Source organism: Armatimonadota bacterium, from assembly GCA_023511795.1.
Lineage (GTDB): Bacteria > Armatimonadota > UBA5829 > DTJY01 > DTJY01 > JAIMAU01.
The window spans coordinates 26,721-41,843 of the sequence record JAIMAU010000013.1; the positions used below are offsets into that span (position 1 = coordinate 26,721).

General features: G+C 43.8%; 13 protein-coding genes. 1 reads left to right on the forward strand and 12 read right to left on the reverse strand.

Annotation, left to right across the window (positions count from 1 at the left end; genetic code table 11):
• Nucleotides 1-63: 63 nt before the first annotated feature.
• The 6 genes from K6T99_10310 to K6T99_10335 are packed head-to-tail and all read right to left on the reverse strand — an operon-like array spanning nt 64 to nt 6,358.
• Nucleotides 64-702, reverse strand: a complete 639-nt coding sequence (locus tag K6T99_10310) for an EpsI family protein (GenBank protein MCL6520214.1) — start codon at nt 700-702, stop codon at nt 64-66.
• A complete protein-coding gene (locus K6T99_10315) occupies nt 669-1,562 on the reverse strand; it encodes an exosortase/archaeosortase family protein (protein MCL6520215.1) in 894 nt (297 codons plus the stop codon). Before K6T99_10315 ends, K6T99_10310 begins: the two co-directional genes overlap by 34 nt.
• 21 nt (nt 1,563-1,583) lie before the next feature.
• The gene (locus K6T99_10320) at nt 1,584-2,516 is read right to left on the reverse strand and encodes an SDR family NAD(P)-dependent oxidoreductase (GenBank protein ID MCL6520216.1); all 933 of its coding nucleotides are present in this window, start codon (nt 2,514-2,516) and stop codon (nt 1,584-1,586) included.
• Between the two features lie 4 nt (nt 2,517-2,520).
• A complete protein-coding gene (locus K6T99_10325) occupies nt 2,521-3,237 on the reverse strand; it encodes a sugar transferase (GenBank protein ID MCL6520217.1) in 717 nt (238 codons plus the stop codon).
• Nucleotides 3,238-3,251: 14 nt separating this feature from the next.
• Nucleotides 3,252-5,414 (reverse strand): polysaccharide biosynthesis tyrosine autokinase, encoded by a 2,163-nt coding sequence (locus tag K6T99_10330; protein ID MCL6520218.1) that lies wholly within the window; start codon nt 5,412-5,414, stop codon nt 3,252-3,254.
• A gap of 29 nt (nt 5,415-5,443) precedes the next feature.
• Nucleotides 5,444-6,358, reverse strand: a complete 915-nt coding sequence (locus K6T99_10335) for a polysaccharide export protein (GenBank protein ID MCL6520219.1) — start codon at nt 6,356-6,358, stop codon at nt 5,444-5,446.
• Between the two features lie 564 nt (nt 6,359-6,922).
• On the opposite strand from K6T99_10335, the gene K6T99_10340 reads away from it, so the two are divergent.
• Nucleotides 6,923-7,795: a hypothetical protein gene (locus K6T99_10340; protein ID MCL6520220.1), complete on the forward strand. Its 873-nt coding sequence runs from the start codon at nt 6,923-6,925 to the stop codon at nt 7,793-7,795.
• A 195-nt stretch (nt 7,796-7,990) separates the two neighbouring features.
• Here K6T99_10340 and K6T99_10345 read toward each other — a convergent pair whose 3' ends face one another.
• The 6 genes from K6T99_10345 to cpaB all read right to left on the reverse strand — a co-directional run bounded on the left by K6T99_10345 (nt 7,991) and on the right by cpaB (nt 15,122).
• Complete coding sequence (locus tag K6T99_10345) at nt 7,991-8,926, reverse strand: type II secretion system F family protein (GenBank protein MCL6520221.1); 936 nt, start codon at nt 8,924-8,926, stop codon at nt 7,991-7,993.
• A gap of 19 nt (nt 8,927-8,945) precedes the next feature.
• Nucleotides 8,946-9,908: a type II secretion system F family protein gene (locus K6T99_10350; GenBank protein MCL6520222.1), complete on the reverse strand. Its 963-nt coding sequence runs from the start codon at nt 9,906-9,908 to the stop codon at nt 8,946-8,948.
• Between the two features lie 6 nt (nt 9,909-9,914).
• Nucleotides 9,915-11,135 carry a CpaF family protein gene (locus tag K6T99_10355; protein ID MCL6520223.1) on the reverse strand — a complete coding sequence of 407 codons (1,221 nt, stop codon included), beginning with the start codon at nt 11,133-11,135 and terminating at the stop codon, nt 9,915-9,917.
• A gap of 114 nt (nt 11,136-11,249) precedes the next feature.
• Nucleotides 11,250-12,467, reverse strand: a complete 1,218-nt coding sequence (locus K6T99_10360; GenBank protein MCL6520224.1) for an AAA family ATPase — start codon at nt 12,465-12,467, stop codon at nt 11,250-11,252.
• 11 nt (nt 12,468-12,478) lie between these two features.
• Complete coding sequence (locus tag K6T99_10365) at nt 12,479-14,122, reverse strand: pilus assembly protein N-terminal domain-containing protein (protein MCL6520225.1); 1,644 nt, start codon at nt 14,120-14,122, stop codon at nt 12,479-12,481.
• Nucleotides 14,123-14,210: 88 nt separating this feature from the next.
• Entirely contained in the window at nt 14,211-15,122 is a 912-nt protein-coding gene (cpaB, locus tag K6T99_10370; protein MCL6520226.1) for a Flp pilus assembly protein CpaB, read from the reverse strand.
• Nucleotide 15,123 lies beyond the last annotated feature (1 nt).

A 15,123-nucleotide genomic window follows, 5' to 3' on the forward strand; every position in this document is an offset into this window, starting at 1 on the left:
GGTGCCAGGTTGATTATACTAAGTATCCTTATAAAGCAATGAATTGATTAGACAAACACTTATTTATTTTTTCAGCTCCTCCTGCACATACGGAAAAAGCAATCCTGCCAATTCCTTCACTTTTTTCAGGGTTGTTGCGTCGTCAGACTGAACCATCGATGTGAATCTTACTAGTGCAGAAGGTTCAATTTTACGTCTTAATATACGATAAAGATATAATTGTGTTTTGTGAGTGCCTAGGAATGTAGAAGTCATTCCTCTTGTGCTGAACCAATATACTCCAGCGGACTTCCCGACGTACTCATTTTCCATCACGAAGTACTTTGCCGTTATCGAAGTGCCAGAATTTACTGGAATTTTAGTGTCGCCTTCGTCCAATATCGTCCATCCCGAACCCTGCAGGCACATTTCAGGTTGGTGAAAGATTCCTAAAGCTGTGCCATAGACGATTGCAATGCTTACTATGTTGCCATCCCTGTCAGTGTAATCCCGCCATAACAAACTGCTACCTGGAAGCTGTTTTTTAACTTCCTCATCAAATTGACGGTCAACGCCAGTCCAAGAGCCTATAGTTTTAGGTATTCCCTCAAAAGAAGTAACTACTCTGCCTTCATGAGCAAAAGGTTTTACCAGGCGAGCAGCAGCGAGCAAAATGGCGAAAAAAATAACTAGGAATATAACATTTGACTGTATTTTCGACAACCGACCCACCTCGATAGTAGTGAAAGAAAGACAAAGGCAAAAACAAGAACTATATATCCAGAATAATCATGGAAAGTATGCATAGCCTCGTAACCCATGAGGTCGCCAACCATCCCAATCATTGCGACTCTGAGCGAATTTATGACAAGGCTTAAAGGCAGTGTGGACAAGATGAGCACCAATTTACCCCAAAGAGGGCCCTCTTTGATATAGGCAAAAAGCGTTGAGAACGCAAACAAAGATATTAACAGCCTAAACCCACTACACGGTGCTCCGACTTCTACAGTAATATAAGGAAGATAGATAATTACTCCAGCTCTCTCTGCATTGAATCCAAATAGTTTTAACAACCATGTGCCGCCGATTGTTGAGAGTATTTGTATTTTGAAACTCATTGTTGCAATAAGAAAGCTTGGAATTACGCACATGAAAAATAAGAATAGGATTGGGAAAAGGAGCTCTCTTAGTATTTCCATGCCGAAAAGAAGAGCCACAATGCCGCAGAGAATTATGGGAAGCATCAACCCAGCAACGCTTCGTGCGTCGCCCCAAAGCGAAAGCAGCGCAATAATACCGGCGGGTATAATGAAAAGCCAACCGCGAGCAGAGGGTTTTATTTCTAGTTTTCTTAGCTCTTTCCTCTTTAGGTATATGATGAAAGCAGAAATTGGTGGTATCAGGAATCCATGTGAATAGTAGCTATCTTTAACAGTCCACTGTTGGTACCACCATCTAAAAACAGGCACATAAAGCACCAAAAGCAAGACGCAGCTTACAGCAATTAGCGAATATGTAAGCAAATTCCAATCACTTGTGCTTTTAATGGTGTTGGAACTTTCAAGCCTTGTTTCTTTTTCCACTATTACTTCCCCGCACTTTGTTTATTGCTTATTTCTTCTGTAAAATTCCACAGCCCTGGCTACGCCCTCGGCAAATGATATTTTAGCCTTCCATCCTAATTTAGTCTTTGCTTTGGTTGCATCGAAACAACTCCTTCTGATTTCACCCGGGCGCTCGTCTGCATATATCGGCTCTTGGGAGCTTCCTACGGCGGCTCGAACGGTATCGAAGACCTCCCGGTCAGTAGTTTCCTTTTCTGTTCCTATGTTGAAAACTCCGCAAGCCTCACTTTGCATTGCAAGAATATTAGCCTCAACTACATCCTGGACGTATACATAATCTCTAGTTTTGCTTCCATTTCCGAATATACGACACGGCTCGCCAGCAAGCATTCGGTTGGCAAAAACTGCTACAACGCCTCCTTCACCATGTGGCACTTGGCGTGGGCCAAAGACGTTTGCATACCTTAGAATGACATACTGCATACCAACTCTTGAAGCTTCTAATTCTAAATATTTTTCAAAGGTATTCTTCGAAATACCATAAGCCGAAAGTGGCTTAATCGGATGGTCTTCATCGATCGGAACGTACTCCGGATCGCCATAAACAGCAGCAGTAGATGCATATATAAAGCGCCGAACGCCGTGCTCACACGCGCTTTTAAGGAGGTTAATACCTCCAATTATATTAATATGAGCGTCGGTTGCTGGATCGCTCACAGATTTAGTGACATCCACCTGAGCTGCATGGTGATTAATTATTGTTGGTTTCTCTTTGTCGAAAACTTCTTCTATTGCTTTGTAATCACGCAAGTCAACTTGATAAAACGATGCCTTTGGATTTACGTTTTTGAGCATTCCACTCGATAAATCGTCAACGATTACCACCCGATAACCTTCTGAGATAAGCCTATCAGCAATATGGGAGCCTATGAACCCGGCCCCCCCAGTAACCAATACCGTGACTTTTGTCATTAGGTCAATGTGCACCCGTACCTTTAATAACAGCGGGTATTGTCAACAAAAGAATTTTTAGGTCCAGCCATAAAGACTGATTGCGAATGTATTCGAGATCAAGCTCAACCCAACGGTCAAAGCCTATGTTGCTTCTACCGGATATTTGCCACAGACATGTAATGCCTGGGATAACATTCAGACGCTGGCGATCGCGAGCAGTATATTGTGCTACCTCAACTGGCAATGGTGGGCGAGGGCCTACTAAGCTCATATCACCTTTTAAAACATTAAATAGCTGTGGTAACTCATCAATGCTAGTCTTGCGTATAATGCGGCCGACTTTAGTAATTCTTGGGTCATTCTTTATCTTAAATATCGGCCCATCCGCTTCGTTTAGATGTCTAAGTTCAGCAAGTCTTTTATCAGCGTCTCTGAACATTGAGCGAAACTTGTAAAAAGTAAATTCCCGCCCGTTTTTTCCTACCCTAGTCTGCTTGTAAATTATCGGTCCTTCCGATTCCAGTTTAATTGCCAATGCAACAAGCAACATTAACGGAGCCAAGATAATTAGCATCATAAGGGAAATTACTACGTCTAGACAGCGCTTGATTATCTGTCCTAGTGGCGAAAGCGGAGACTGTATTTCTAAAGGTTCTTCTAATGAGTTCTTTTTTTGCGTCAGCTCTTTGTCTCCTACAGTCGTATGGTGTCCACTTTTATCTAAGCTGCCTGTATTCATCAGGACCAACCTTATTATTGATCTACTTCACTTTCGTCTTGCTCTTTTGTTTTCTCTGGAATTGCGCCAAGTATTTTAGACTCCATTGGCTCTTTAACTTTGCCGTCCTTGATTATGAAGTCCTCATATGAACGCCTATAGTGGTAGTAGCCATGGCTGTCCTCTGGCCTCACTCTGTTTAGAACTGCACCAATAGTGTTTGCGCCGATTTGCTCCAGTCTGCTTCGGAATTCAGCTTCTGCTCCACGAGGCACACGACCCGCTGAGTGCACGATAATTACGTTTTTTATGATTGCCGCAAGCAGTGTACTGTCTGCAAAGGCGACGCCCGAGGGGCTATCAAACAATACAAAATCGGCTAGCTTGCTAATATCCTCTACAAATTTCTTCATTTCCGGCGACCGGAACAATCGAACTGGGTTGCTAGGAACTGGACCAGATGGAATTAATAGTAAACCATCTTCTCCAACTGGCACAACCGCATCTGCTATTCCAAGTTGTCCGGCGAGGATATTGCTAAGCCCTTTTTCATTCTGCACGCCAAACAATATATGCAACGAGGGCCGCCTAAAATCACTGTCAACTATTATCGTTCTAGCGCCATTTCTTGCAAGGGTTCGCCCTAGATTTGCAACTGTAGTAGATCTACCAACACCGGGCTCGGCGCTTGCAATCAGAATTGCTGGTGTTCTGGCTTCTTGATTTGCAAACCATAGGTTTGTTGATAATATTTGATAAGAGGCCTCTATTACTGGTAATTGCGTATCGCCAATTAAAGCTTTTTGGTCTGAGAGTGGTACTACCGCAAACACCGGCACACCCAACAAAGCCTCTGCTTCCTCTGGGGTCTTAATGGTGTTATCTAGATAATGGAATAAGAACGCAAGCCCCGCCCCAAGAAGTGGTCCAAAGATAATAGCTAACATCAGCTTTAAGCCTCTCCGCATTTCAAGTCTTCGCACTATAGCGGGGTCAATCTGCTGTATAGAACTAGCGTTTTGTGCTTCACGCTCTTTGATTCTTGCCTCGTCGAGTTTTGATTTTAAGAGAGAATATGTCTCCTCAGCATTCTTTTGATCAAGAGTAAGCTGAGCTAGCCTCATTTCTTTTTCAGGAAGTGTTTCTAGTTCAGGGGTTAGCTCGTCTATTAATTGTTTTGCTGCTATATATTGAGATTGCGCGGCTACGTAAGTTGCTTGCGACTCTAAAAAGTTAGAAAGAATTGAGTCATAAATTGGGTTTGAAGCTGTCGAAAGACTGGAAATTATTCGCTCTTGTTCTTTCTTTTTTAAGTCTTCAATTTGCTCGTCAATTTTTTTCAACTGAGCCAGTAACGGCTTCATTTCCGGATGGGCATCTGTTTTTCCGCCAATTTCGCGCATTCGCTGGATATCAAGTTCTAGTTTGATACGCGAACTTTGGAGTTCTTGCCAGATTGGATTTTCCATTATTACTTCGCTGGCTTTTCTCATAATCGGTTCTTTTGCCAGCTGTTGCTTTAGGATTTCCATCTGGCTTTTTGCTTCATCGGCTTTTATTCGCGCTGATGCCGCTTGATTTTGTATACTTTCCAAGCGCTGCATCAGCAATGTGCTTTGTTCTGGGAGAGAAACAACTTTATTTTTTTCTTTAAAATCTCTTACGGCAGCTTGCGCCTCTAGCATTTCCTGCCTTGCAATAGGCAGTCTTTGTTCGATGAACTGTCTGCTTTTTGTAGTTTCGCCACGTTGTAGCTCGTTATAAAAACGTTTAAACTCAGCCGCCAAAGTATCAGCGGTTGCTTTTGCCTCCGCTTGGCTTGTTGAGTTTACTTTGATAAGAAGAATCTCAGTGTTCTTTACAGGCTCGACAACTACGGTTCTCAGGATTTCTTCCGGCGTTGATGTTATGCCAAGTTCATATAGTGTTTGTGCAGTTCGGTCAAGTACTGTTTGACTCCCTGCTATGTATGCCAGGTTCGATACCCTGATTTGGACTTCCATGTTATATATGTACGGCGGTTGGTAGATTGTTACTTCCGCCTGCTCGGGGCGCCGCTCCATAACCGTCGTATAAGCTTCCCATCTGGTTTTTGTAAAAAGAATGCTTAGCCCAACAATCAATACGCAAACCAGGGTAGTGGTAACAATTAGCCACTTTCTCTTGCGAAGTATCCTATAATACCGCCAAAGTTCCAATTAGATATAACACCTCCAAATGGGGCTTGTTAGAATCCGAGTATTTTAAATAAGTATGTAGTGTTAACAACAGCGCTTACTACCCCCGAGATCTTGTTCCAATCAGGTCTGGATGTCTCAGGCACATAAACTATGTCACCTGGCTTGAGTGCTATAGTCTGGCTTAGATCAGCTTTCTTCAAAACTTTGCTCATATTAACTTCGATTCTCTCGGGATTATTTATATCTCCGCGGATTATTGTCGTCTTGCTTAATATACCACGGTCTGTTGGTCCGGCGGCGTTGGCTATCGCATCCATAACGGTCATGCCTTCCTTCCAACGGTATTGACCAGGCCGTAGCACTTCTCCAAGCACAAAATATTTATTCTTTGTGTCTTCTGGTATGTATATTACATCTCCTGCTTGAATTTCTAAGTTCTGAGTCATATCGCCTTTATAGAAGAGATCATAAAGATTTAGAGGCTGGGCTTCATTACTACCTTTTCGAGTAATTGTTGCTCCTTTTAAATCAGCTTGTTCTGTAAAGCTACCTGCTTGGGCAATGATTTCCAGTACGCGATCACCTGGACGAAATTCATGCAAACCAGGGCGGTTTACTTGACCGAGAACGTATGCTTTGGGCGAATGAAACTGAACTATAGTAACCTGGATATTGGGGTCAGTCAAATACGGACTAAGTCGTTCTTTTATTACCTTTAAAAGCTGTTGCTGTGTAAGTCCTTTGGCACGAATTGGTTCTTCTACCAATGGAATAGAAATATTACCTTCAGGATCAACCATTTGTTTTGTAGACAGCGCTGGATCGCCTATTGATTGAATTTCTATAACATCCTCGACATCCAGAACATACCCTGGTGGTGGAACTGCTTCAGCAGCAAGGGAAACTCCAACCTGCGAGACCAAGAAGGACAGGAAAAGTAGCGCAAAAAAGCTGATTTTCATTGCGAACCTCATTAAAAACTACCTCCCACTCGTAAAAAGCGATGTGAGAGTACTTGTAACTTTAGAATAGAGCTCACCAACGCACAGCTCGACCATGGTAAAAATACCAGCACCATTTTTCATTATGGCGTATATCACATTCACCTTTAGCTATCCAGCAGCTATAAGGCATCTTGAATGCAGAAAATCTGCAAGCGTTCTGTGCTAAATTACGCAAACGATAATAATTTGGTTCCTCTATCCCTCGTCAAATACCTCTAAAACTGCAGGTAGTACCTTTTATAAAGGGAAATTCAAAAACCTACTTTCAGCCTCACTATTTATGAAAATAATGCTTTAACTTTTTAAAATCAGCAAGATGTTAGCACCCCTGCAAACTCTTGTCAAGTTTGCGACACTAGGTCTTCACAATTACCACTAATCAATAAAAACAATTTTTTATCGCAAAACTTATCAAATTGGCCCAATTCTTGCACTAGTCATATTTGAATGCTGTACAAAGCAAAGTTTAGATGGTCATAAACCGTTGTTGACTTAATTGATTTTGAAAGGATGGGTGGTGAAATGAGAATAAGGGCCATATTTTTAACGTTAATTCTTACGGTGGCGCTGTTCGGAGCCGTCGCAGCAAAGCCTGCAGGGCAAGGAGCATTCCTTTTGGAATATTCAGACACAATCCAGCAGCTTGTTAGCCAAGTTGAAGATAGCCGACTTGTAGCCCTGCGGTATGCCAAGCATTTCCGCACGGACCCATCCAGCGTGCTTACCTTCTTCAGGAATGAACTGTCGGTTGTTAAACTTCCAGAGGATATGTCGCTTCAAGTCTATTATCTTGATGAAGCACATAATATAGTAAGCGAAACCCGAGAGTTTAAAGCCGGCACATGGGTATTTGCTAACAAAGCAGGTGCACCAATCTTGGAAATAGGAACAGGCAATCCACTTGCTTCCACGCTTTTAACAGGCGCACTTCCAAAGAAGACAATTGATGGGCTGAAGGCATCGAATACAAGCTCAGCAGTGAAAAATGATAAAGTTGCAGTTCAAGTTCTCGAGCAACCACCAACAGAGCTTCCGAAGATTACACCTGAAAGTGCTGGTCAGGGTGCAGCATTGGCTAAACCCGCTGAAACTGTGGCGGCAAACACGAGCGTTCAGATACCATCAACTCCTTCACCGGTTGGAACCGGTTCTGGACTGGGTTCTGTAAATTGGCTAATTCCGCTGGGTGTTGTAGGCGTTGCAGTTGCGATGGGTGGTGGCGGAGGCGGAGGCGATAATGGCATAATAATTCCTCCAGATAACCCTCCGGATAATGGTGGTGGCGGAGGCGGAGGAACAAATCCTCCAGTTGTCCCAGAGCCTACTAGTATATTAACTTTGGCTTCAGGAATAGCTACCTTAGCATCCGTCAGAATCCTACGCCGGCGTAAATAGCTAACAGCAACTATTAGAAAGAGCAACAAAAAGAAGGGTGTACCAATTTGATACACCCTTCTTTTTGTTTTAATTGGTTCTTGCTTTATAAAATTTGGGGAGGACCTTTACAAGATATAAATAGTTTCCCCAATCATGAAATAGGCCGTTGTCTTAAGCATCAGCAAGCAAATAGTTTATATGCTTTGTTTTGTTCTATCTGCTGCCAATCACACTGCCGAGCTGGCGAAATATCTGAATAAACGCCGGGCCTGCAATCACTACGAATAACGCAGGAAAAATAAAGAATACCAAGGGGAAAAGCATCTTGACTGGTAGCTTTGCTGCGGCTTCTCTTGCTTTCTGACTTCGCTGGGTTCGCAGCGTTTCTCCTTGGACGCGAAGAACTTTCGCAATGCTTACGCCTAACTGGTCAGCTTGACAAACTGCGGTTACAAAAGAACTCAGCTCTGTAACTTTTACCCTCCTAGCCATATCTCTTAGTGCTTCCATCCGCATTTTACCTATTCTTATTTCCTGAAGGGCACGAGTCATTTCGTCGGAAAGCGGATTGTGCAATTTCTCAGTCACTTTTTGCATTGCACCGTCTAAACCTAAACCAGCCTCGACGCTCACGGTTAGCAAATCTAGCGTGTCTGCAAGAACTTTTCTAATCTGTGTTTGCCTATTATTAATTGCTCTTTGCAACAGGTAATCAGGAAGAATTATCCCGATGAAAACAATCAAAACGAACGCTAAAATCCTAATTGGTGGCTGAGCATCAATGAAATTGGATAATAGCGAGCCAAAGACAATAGATGCACCAGTAGAAAGAACTCTAAGCCCTACGAACTCTTTTGCACTTAGCGACCATGGACGACCTGCTGTTTCTAGCTTGTCATCAATGGCACGAAGAGCTCCGGCAGGGGTGAAGCTGCTTACTAAGTTGGCAAGTTTTAGAAGTATTGGTGCTATTATTCGCTGTTTGATTGGTCTTTCAAGCTCGGCTTCGATTGAACTTAATATGGATGCATCCATCTCTTGATGTTGACGTATCCTGTCCTGAATTATTTCGCGCTCGGTTTTCATAGTTAGCCCGAGGAATAACAACACGACAGTTCCAAAAGTCAATGCCGAAATGAGTATTAGCATTTCACGTCTCCTTTGATTCCTAATACTCCAGCACAAGTAATCTTTTAATAACAAGCCATCCTAGTAGCTGAAAGATGGCTGCTACGACCAATAAAATGCGCCCGACATCTTCATAAAATAATGTGTGCATGTATGGTGGGTTTATTAAGGTTAGAACTACCGCGACAAATATTGGTATTAGCACTAATGCTATTCCAGAGATTCTTCCTTCGGCAGTCAGCGTCTTTATTTCACCGGCTATTCGCATGCGCTCGCGTATAGTCTCAGCAATTGTTTCCAAAATATCTGCCAAATTGCCTCCTATTTGAAGGTGAATCAACACGGCAGTTGCTACTAGATCAAAATCGTAGCTTTTAACGCGCTGGACACTACCCCGAAGAGCATCTTCCATTGAGCGCCCAACGTTTACTTCGCTTATTATTCGCTCAAATTCTGTGGAAATAGGAGGTGGCATTTCTTGAGCGACCATTTGCAAAGCTCTTAGAAAACTAAAACCTGAGCGAATGGACGAGGCTATTAGCACAAGCGCATCGACTATTTGGCTGTCAAACATTGCCCTTCTTTTTTGCTGGAGCACCTTGACGACGAAGAATGGAATACTTGCTCCTAGAATTGCAAATGCGAAATAAACAATTATGTTTCTCGCAACAATTGCGCCTAATATCTGTGAAATTAATACTGAAGCCGCTACAATGCCAACAAATTCGCTTGGTCGTAAAGGCAACCCTGCAGCAGCAAGCTCGACATAGAGGCGCTCAATCAAATTGCGCGCCGTTAGGAAGCGCGTTACCGTTGGAAGCATATCTCTCTTTTCTGCAGGTGCTTTGAACTCTACAGACGGTCGCTCCTCTTTGGGACCTGATGTTAACTGCCGTAACCTGGTTCTAGCTTCTGCAGATTCTTTTGTTGCGGCAAAACCAATAAGAATTACGACCAAAGCGGTAGCAGCGAATGCTAGAAGAGCCCATACTAATGGAGGCATTCCACATCACCTCATATTAAAGATACTTGCCGGTAGCTCCAATCCCTGTTGAATTAATCTATCCATGAACTTTGGACGTAGCCCAGTTGCCACGTGCCTGCCGATTACCTTACCGCTTGCATCCACACCTTCCTGTTGGAACAGGAATAAATCTTGCAAGATTATGACATCCCCTTCCATTCCCTGCACTTCAGTGATGTGTGTTATTTTGCGGCTTCCATCTCTTAATCTGTTTTGATGAATTATTAAATGAAGAGCAGCAGCTATTTGTTCTCTTACTGCGCGTGATGGAAGTTCTGTACCGGCCATAAGAGTCATTGTTTCAAGCCTCGAAAGCGTATCACGTGGGCTATTGGTGTGGGCAGTGCTAAGCGAGCCATCATGGCCTGTATTCATAGCCTGGAGCATGTCAAGAGCCTCGCCGCCTCGGACTTCGCCTACGATTATGCGGTCAGGCCTCATCCTCAAGGCATTTCTAACGAGCTGCCTAATTGTTATTTCACCCTTCCCTTCCAGATTGGGAGGCCTGCTTTCCAATGAAACTACGTGATCTTGCTGAAGTTGAAACTCCGCGGCATCTTCTATGGTGACTATGCGTTCGTCGTTCGGAACAAATGACGAAAGGACATTAAGCGTAGTTGTTTTACCACTTCCTGTTCCACCCGAAATAATGATATTCAAGCGTGCTATTACGCAAGCTCGAAGGAATTCTGCCATTTCTCTTGTAAGGGTGCCAAATGAAATAAGGTCCTCTACAGTATATGGCTCGCGTGAGAATTTTCTGATTGTAAGTGTTGGCCCTTTAATTGATAATGGGGGAATTATTGCATTAACGCGCGAGCCGTCGGGAAGCCTTGCATCGACCATTGGAGAGCTTTCATCGATTCGCCGCCCCAATGGCATTACGATTTTCTCAATTATCCGCATTACGTGTTGGTCATCGCGAAAAATTTTATCGGTGAGAAATATCTTTCCACCACGTTCAGCGTATACTTGGTTTGGACCATTGACCATAATTTCGGTTATGGTTGGGTCATCCAACAGTGGTTGTATTGGACCATAGCCGATAATCTCATTTATTACATCAGCTACTATTTGCTCCCGGACTCGAACTGGCAAAGCTAAATTCTCACTTGCAAGTACATCAGCCGTTACGGCATGAACTTCTCTACTCAAAGCGTGCCTGTCGAGAGTTCCAAGCCTTTTGGGGTCCATTTCATCCATCATTTTTTGATGGATTTTGGCTTTGAGGTCTAAAAGACGGCGAGTATTTAGTGGTCCCTCCAAGCTTCCGCTTTCTGACTCTGAATTCGTCCTCCCTGCTCCCAATATTCCCACTGATTACCTCCCCTTCCTAGCCTTCGGTAGCAGGCTCCATCTTTCGGCTTCATTTATAGCAATTGAAATATTACCTTCTACGCCTAATATGGTAGCGGCTAGTCTTTCAATGCTTCGCCCATAAGGTGAGTCACCATCAGTCATTGCCAGAGGGATGCCTTTATTAATGGCATTTACGAGCTTGCTTTCATTTGGTATATGCGCCAAAATACCGCATGGAAACATCTGTTCTAGGTCTGCTGCATGTAGCCTGTTTACCTTCGATACCCTATTCAAAACTACCTTTATATGCTCTTTCGATATTCGCTCTTGGTCGAGAGCGTCATAAAACTTTTTTGTATCCATCGCTGTTGTCAAATCAAATAAATTAGCAATTAAGAGCACAATATTTGAATGCATCAATACGTGAATAGTTGTCGGATGCAGTATTGGCGGCATATCAATTATCACATACCGATATGTTCGTTTTAGAAGGTGGATAAGTATATCCCAGCACTCAACGCTAATAGCATCCAGCGGCAAAGGGTTGATTGTGGCTACGAGTATATGAACACCAGATTCATGCTCTGACATGTAGTTTCGGATTAAATCCTGGTCCAAGTCTTTTAAAACTGGTTCAAGGTCTGAAATTGTATGCTTGGGCGTGACATTGAACATAGTAGCAATGTCGCCAAATTGAGTATACATATCTACAATAACAACCTTGTTTGGCGCTTGTTTTGCTAATGCTACGGCAAGATTGACTGCTATCGTGCTTTTGCCTACGCCTCCCTTTGCCCCTGTTATGCTTATAACCTTTGGGAAACGAGCTGGGTCTTTTAACTCCTGAATATCCTCTGAATCACGGCGATTTCGCACTTCAGCAAGTTCTTGTATTAAATAGCCTACTTCCGGTGATTTTAGGGGCCTTGTTACAACTGCTCTTGCCCCAACTTTCATGGCAGCTTCGACTCGTTCAGTAGATTTTGTATCTGCCACCATGATAATCATTATGTCTGGTGCAAGCGCATTTATTATTTCGCATGTCTGCAAACCTGTTATTCCCGGCAAATCATGCGAAATGAATACTATATGCGGGAGCAGCTGCATGGCAAGTTGGATGGCTTCATGGCCATCGCGCGCAAGACCAACTACCTCGCAACTGCATTCGTTGCTAAGATAGTCGCGCATTTGTTCGCGCAGTCTTTGATTTTCTTCTGCTACCAAAACTCGCACAGGCATTTTTGCACCTGTTATTCTTGGGCTTTTTCAGCGGTGGCTGTTGGTTTGACTATCTGCGGTGTAACGATTATCACAAGCTCGCTTTCACCCTTACTAAACGAAGTGTTTTTGAAGAGCTCTCCTAAAATTGGTATGTCACCAAGCACTGGAATCTTCTTAACCAGCTTTGACACCTCACTTTGCAGTAGACCGCCAAGTATTAGCGATTGCCCATCTCTTACACTTACTATTGTTTCAGCTCTTCGAGTGCGCAACGCTGGAATGCGGAATCCGCTGAACTCAACGGCATTTGCAAAATCAAGTGAGCTTACCTCAGGCATAACTTTAAGTTGTATTGTATCCTTGCTGGTGATAGTAGGGAGAATTTCCAAACGCACACCGAATTCTTTATATTCAATAGTTACACTTACTGCGGCACCAATATTGCCCGATTGAACCACTGGCACCGGTATTTCCCCGCCTACTAAAATTTTCGCCTCTTTTCCATCAACCACAAGCAGATTGGGTTCGGAAAGCACCTTTGCCTTGTTTTGTTGTTCTAGAGCTCTAATCCTTGCGGCAATTGGGTCCAATCGGTATAGACCGCCACCGCCAAAAATGTCGTAAGGAGGGATTTTAATTTGCCCGATGAGCCAAGGTTGTTCCCCAAAGCTCACTCCTCCCTCGCCTGTTGAAACAATTCTACCCCAATCTATACCAAAATCTTTTAAAGCGGCCTTGTCTATACTCACAACTTGGGCACGCACCATTACCTGCTGCGCAATCGAACTATCAATGGTTACAGCGTTGACAAGCGAAACTTCTTCATTTGCACCCTCTGCTTGTCCACTTGTGTTGCTTTGCTTTTTCCAACCAGATATAACTAGGTTTATCTTGTCAAATTCAGCCTGCGTGCCAACCTTTCCCTCGACTAATACCACATTTCCTGGCAGACCTCGAACAGTTAGGTTTGTTCCGTTGAGAGCCTGCCTTAAGGCTTCACATGCTTCAAGCGTGGATACGCTTATTTCATCAATCGGTTTTTCAATTTCAATGAGGTTTACTATTTTTGGACATCTAAGATCAACCGACGCAGTAACAGGCGTAGTTCTATCGGTCTTAACGCTTTCAATACGAATCACATCGCCTTCGGTCCTTGCTACCGATTTTGTCTGCCCTGTTGGTTCAGGCGTATAAACACCACGGAAAGCAGCCATTTCTGCTACTGCGGTTGCTATTCTTTCCGCTCGGTCAGACTCGGCTTTCCTAGAAACCACACCCTCAAGCATAATTGTGCTTCCAACCGATCGAACAGTAATCCTTGAATCGTTCAGTTCATTTGTTATGGCTTCTACGAGCTTTTCCATATTCAATTCGGCTGCTTTGACATCGGTTTTGAATACACGCCTACCATTGTCATCCCATATGTAGACGACGGTTCGGCCTGGTGATTTAGCATTGACTAATACTTCTTTTGAAGACAAAGGCACAACATCTGCTATTACGGGGTCGCCAACGGCTGCCCGTGTGACATTCTTGCATTCAATGATAATGCTTTCACCAACTTGAAGTGCCTTCTCATCGCTAGCCTTATCAACCGCTTTAGCAGCGGTCAATGGACTTGCTAGAAAAACTGGAATTGCTAAAATGAATACAATGCATATTTTGATTCTCATTTTTGAAAGGGGTTCTTCGTGTGCAATGTTTTACTCCCCATAACCTCCTTTGCTAGGAATTTATTTTAAAGACATCCTGTCTTATCTTTTATTCGCTGACCACTACTTCCTCAATCTTGGTGCCGCGCACAACCTGAACTTTCTTGCCGGGTTCTTCTTGTACCGGAGTCTGCGCAGGCAGTGGTGGAATACTATAAATTGGCGGGCTCTCCCTAACTATTGGAGGAGATGGCCTCGAAACTGCAGGGCGCACCGCTACCGTACTCGATGTTTTCTCTGGAACATCGGGCGGCACATAACCTATTAATTGCCTGCTGGTAATGCCCTTTGAAATAACCTTAGCTTGGTCGCCATAGTACCGAAGAGTTAACCTCAACTTGCCCTTTGATTCTGCCAGGATTAGTTTTTCCGCATCTTGCGGGGTCACAGCGAGCGTTGCGTTAGGCTGAGTCTGCGGTTTGGCAGGTTTTCCTGTTCCTGGGTCAATTTCTCCTTCAACAACTTGCGAGCCAATTGCGAGCAACTCAACATCCTGGAGGACAGTTTTTGTAACCGTTCCATCGCCTACATCGAAGGTTGCTACAACATCAACGTGGTCGCCAGGCTTTAGGAATCCTGCAACGCCGATAATAGGGTCCAGCGCTACCGTAACCGCGCGCATTAGCGGCGGCACAGCATAGGACAAGCCCAAAGCTGCACCCCTTGGGGCTAGCTGGTTCATTGATATGGGATTTCCTTCTTTAATTGTTTGTAAAGCTACTTTGCCAATTACCGAATCAATGCTCACAGCGGCATTTGGCGGAATGAGTTTTCTTGGGAAATCATTCACTTTTACCATTTCTTGCGTGATAATTGTTCTTGCAGGTATGTCTTTGCTTGCTGCCACAACTGCCACCGGTTGTCTAGTCTCATCCGAAAGCCTACTCATATAAGCATACACAAGTATTGCTGCTACAGCTGCAAGACACAGAGCGGCGGCAAGAACTCTGTTTCTGGGCATT

What these genes read in the sequence shown, in the direction of transcription:
- K6T99_10320 (MCL6520216.1), bottom strand. Translation starts at nt 2,516, where the DNA reads ATGACAAAAGTCACGGTATTGGTTACTGGGGGGGCCGGGTTCATAGGC.
- K6T99_10325 (MCL6520217.1), bottom strand. Translation starts at nt 3,237, where the DNA reads ATGAATACAGGCAGCTTAGATAAAAGTGGACACCATACGACTGTAGGA.
- K6T99_10335 (MCL6520219.1), bottom strand. Translation starts at nt 6,358, where the DNA reads ATGAAAATCAGCTTTTTTGCGCTACTTTTCCTGTCCTTCTTGGTCTCG.
- K6T99_10340 (MCL6520220.1), top strand. Translation starts at nt 6,923, where the DNA reads ATGAGAATAAGGGCCATATTTTTAACGTTAATTCTTACGGTGGCGCTG.
- K6T99_10345 (MCL6520221.1), bottom strand. Translation starts at nt 8,926, where the DNA reads ATGCTAATACTCATTTCGGCATTGACTTTTGGAACTGTCGTGTTGTTA.
- K6T99_10350 (MCL6520222.1), bottom strand. Translation starts at nt 9,908, where the DNA reads ATGCCTCCATTAGTATGGGCTCTTCTAGCATTCGCTGCTACCGCTTTG.
- K6T99_10355 (MCL6520223.1), bottom strand. Translation starts at nt 11,135, where the DNA reads ATGATGGATGAAATGGACCCCAAAAGGCTTGGAACTCTCGACAGGCAC.
- K6T99_10360 (MCL6520224.1), bottom strand. Translation starts at nt 12,467, where the DNA reads ATGCCTGTGCGAGTTTTGGTAGCAGAAGAAAATCAAAGACTGCGCGAA.
- K6T99_10365 (MCL6520225.1), bottom strand. Translation starts at nt 14,122, where the DNA reads ATGAGAATCAAAATATGCATTGTATTCATTTTAGCAATTCCAGTTTTT.
- cpaB (MCL6520226.1), bottom strand. Translation starts at nt 15,122, where the DNA reads ATGCCCAGAAACAGAGTTCTTGCCGCCGCTCTGTGTCTTGCAGCTGTA.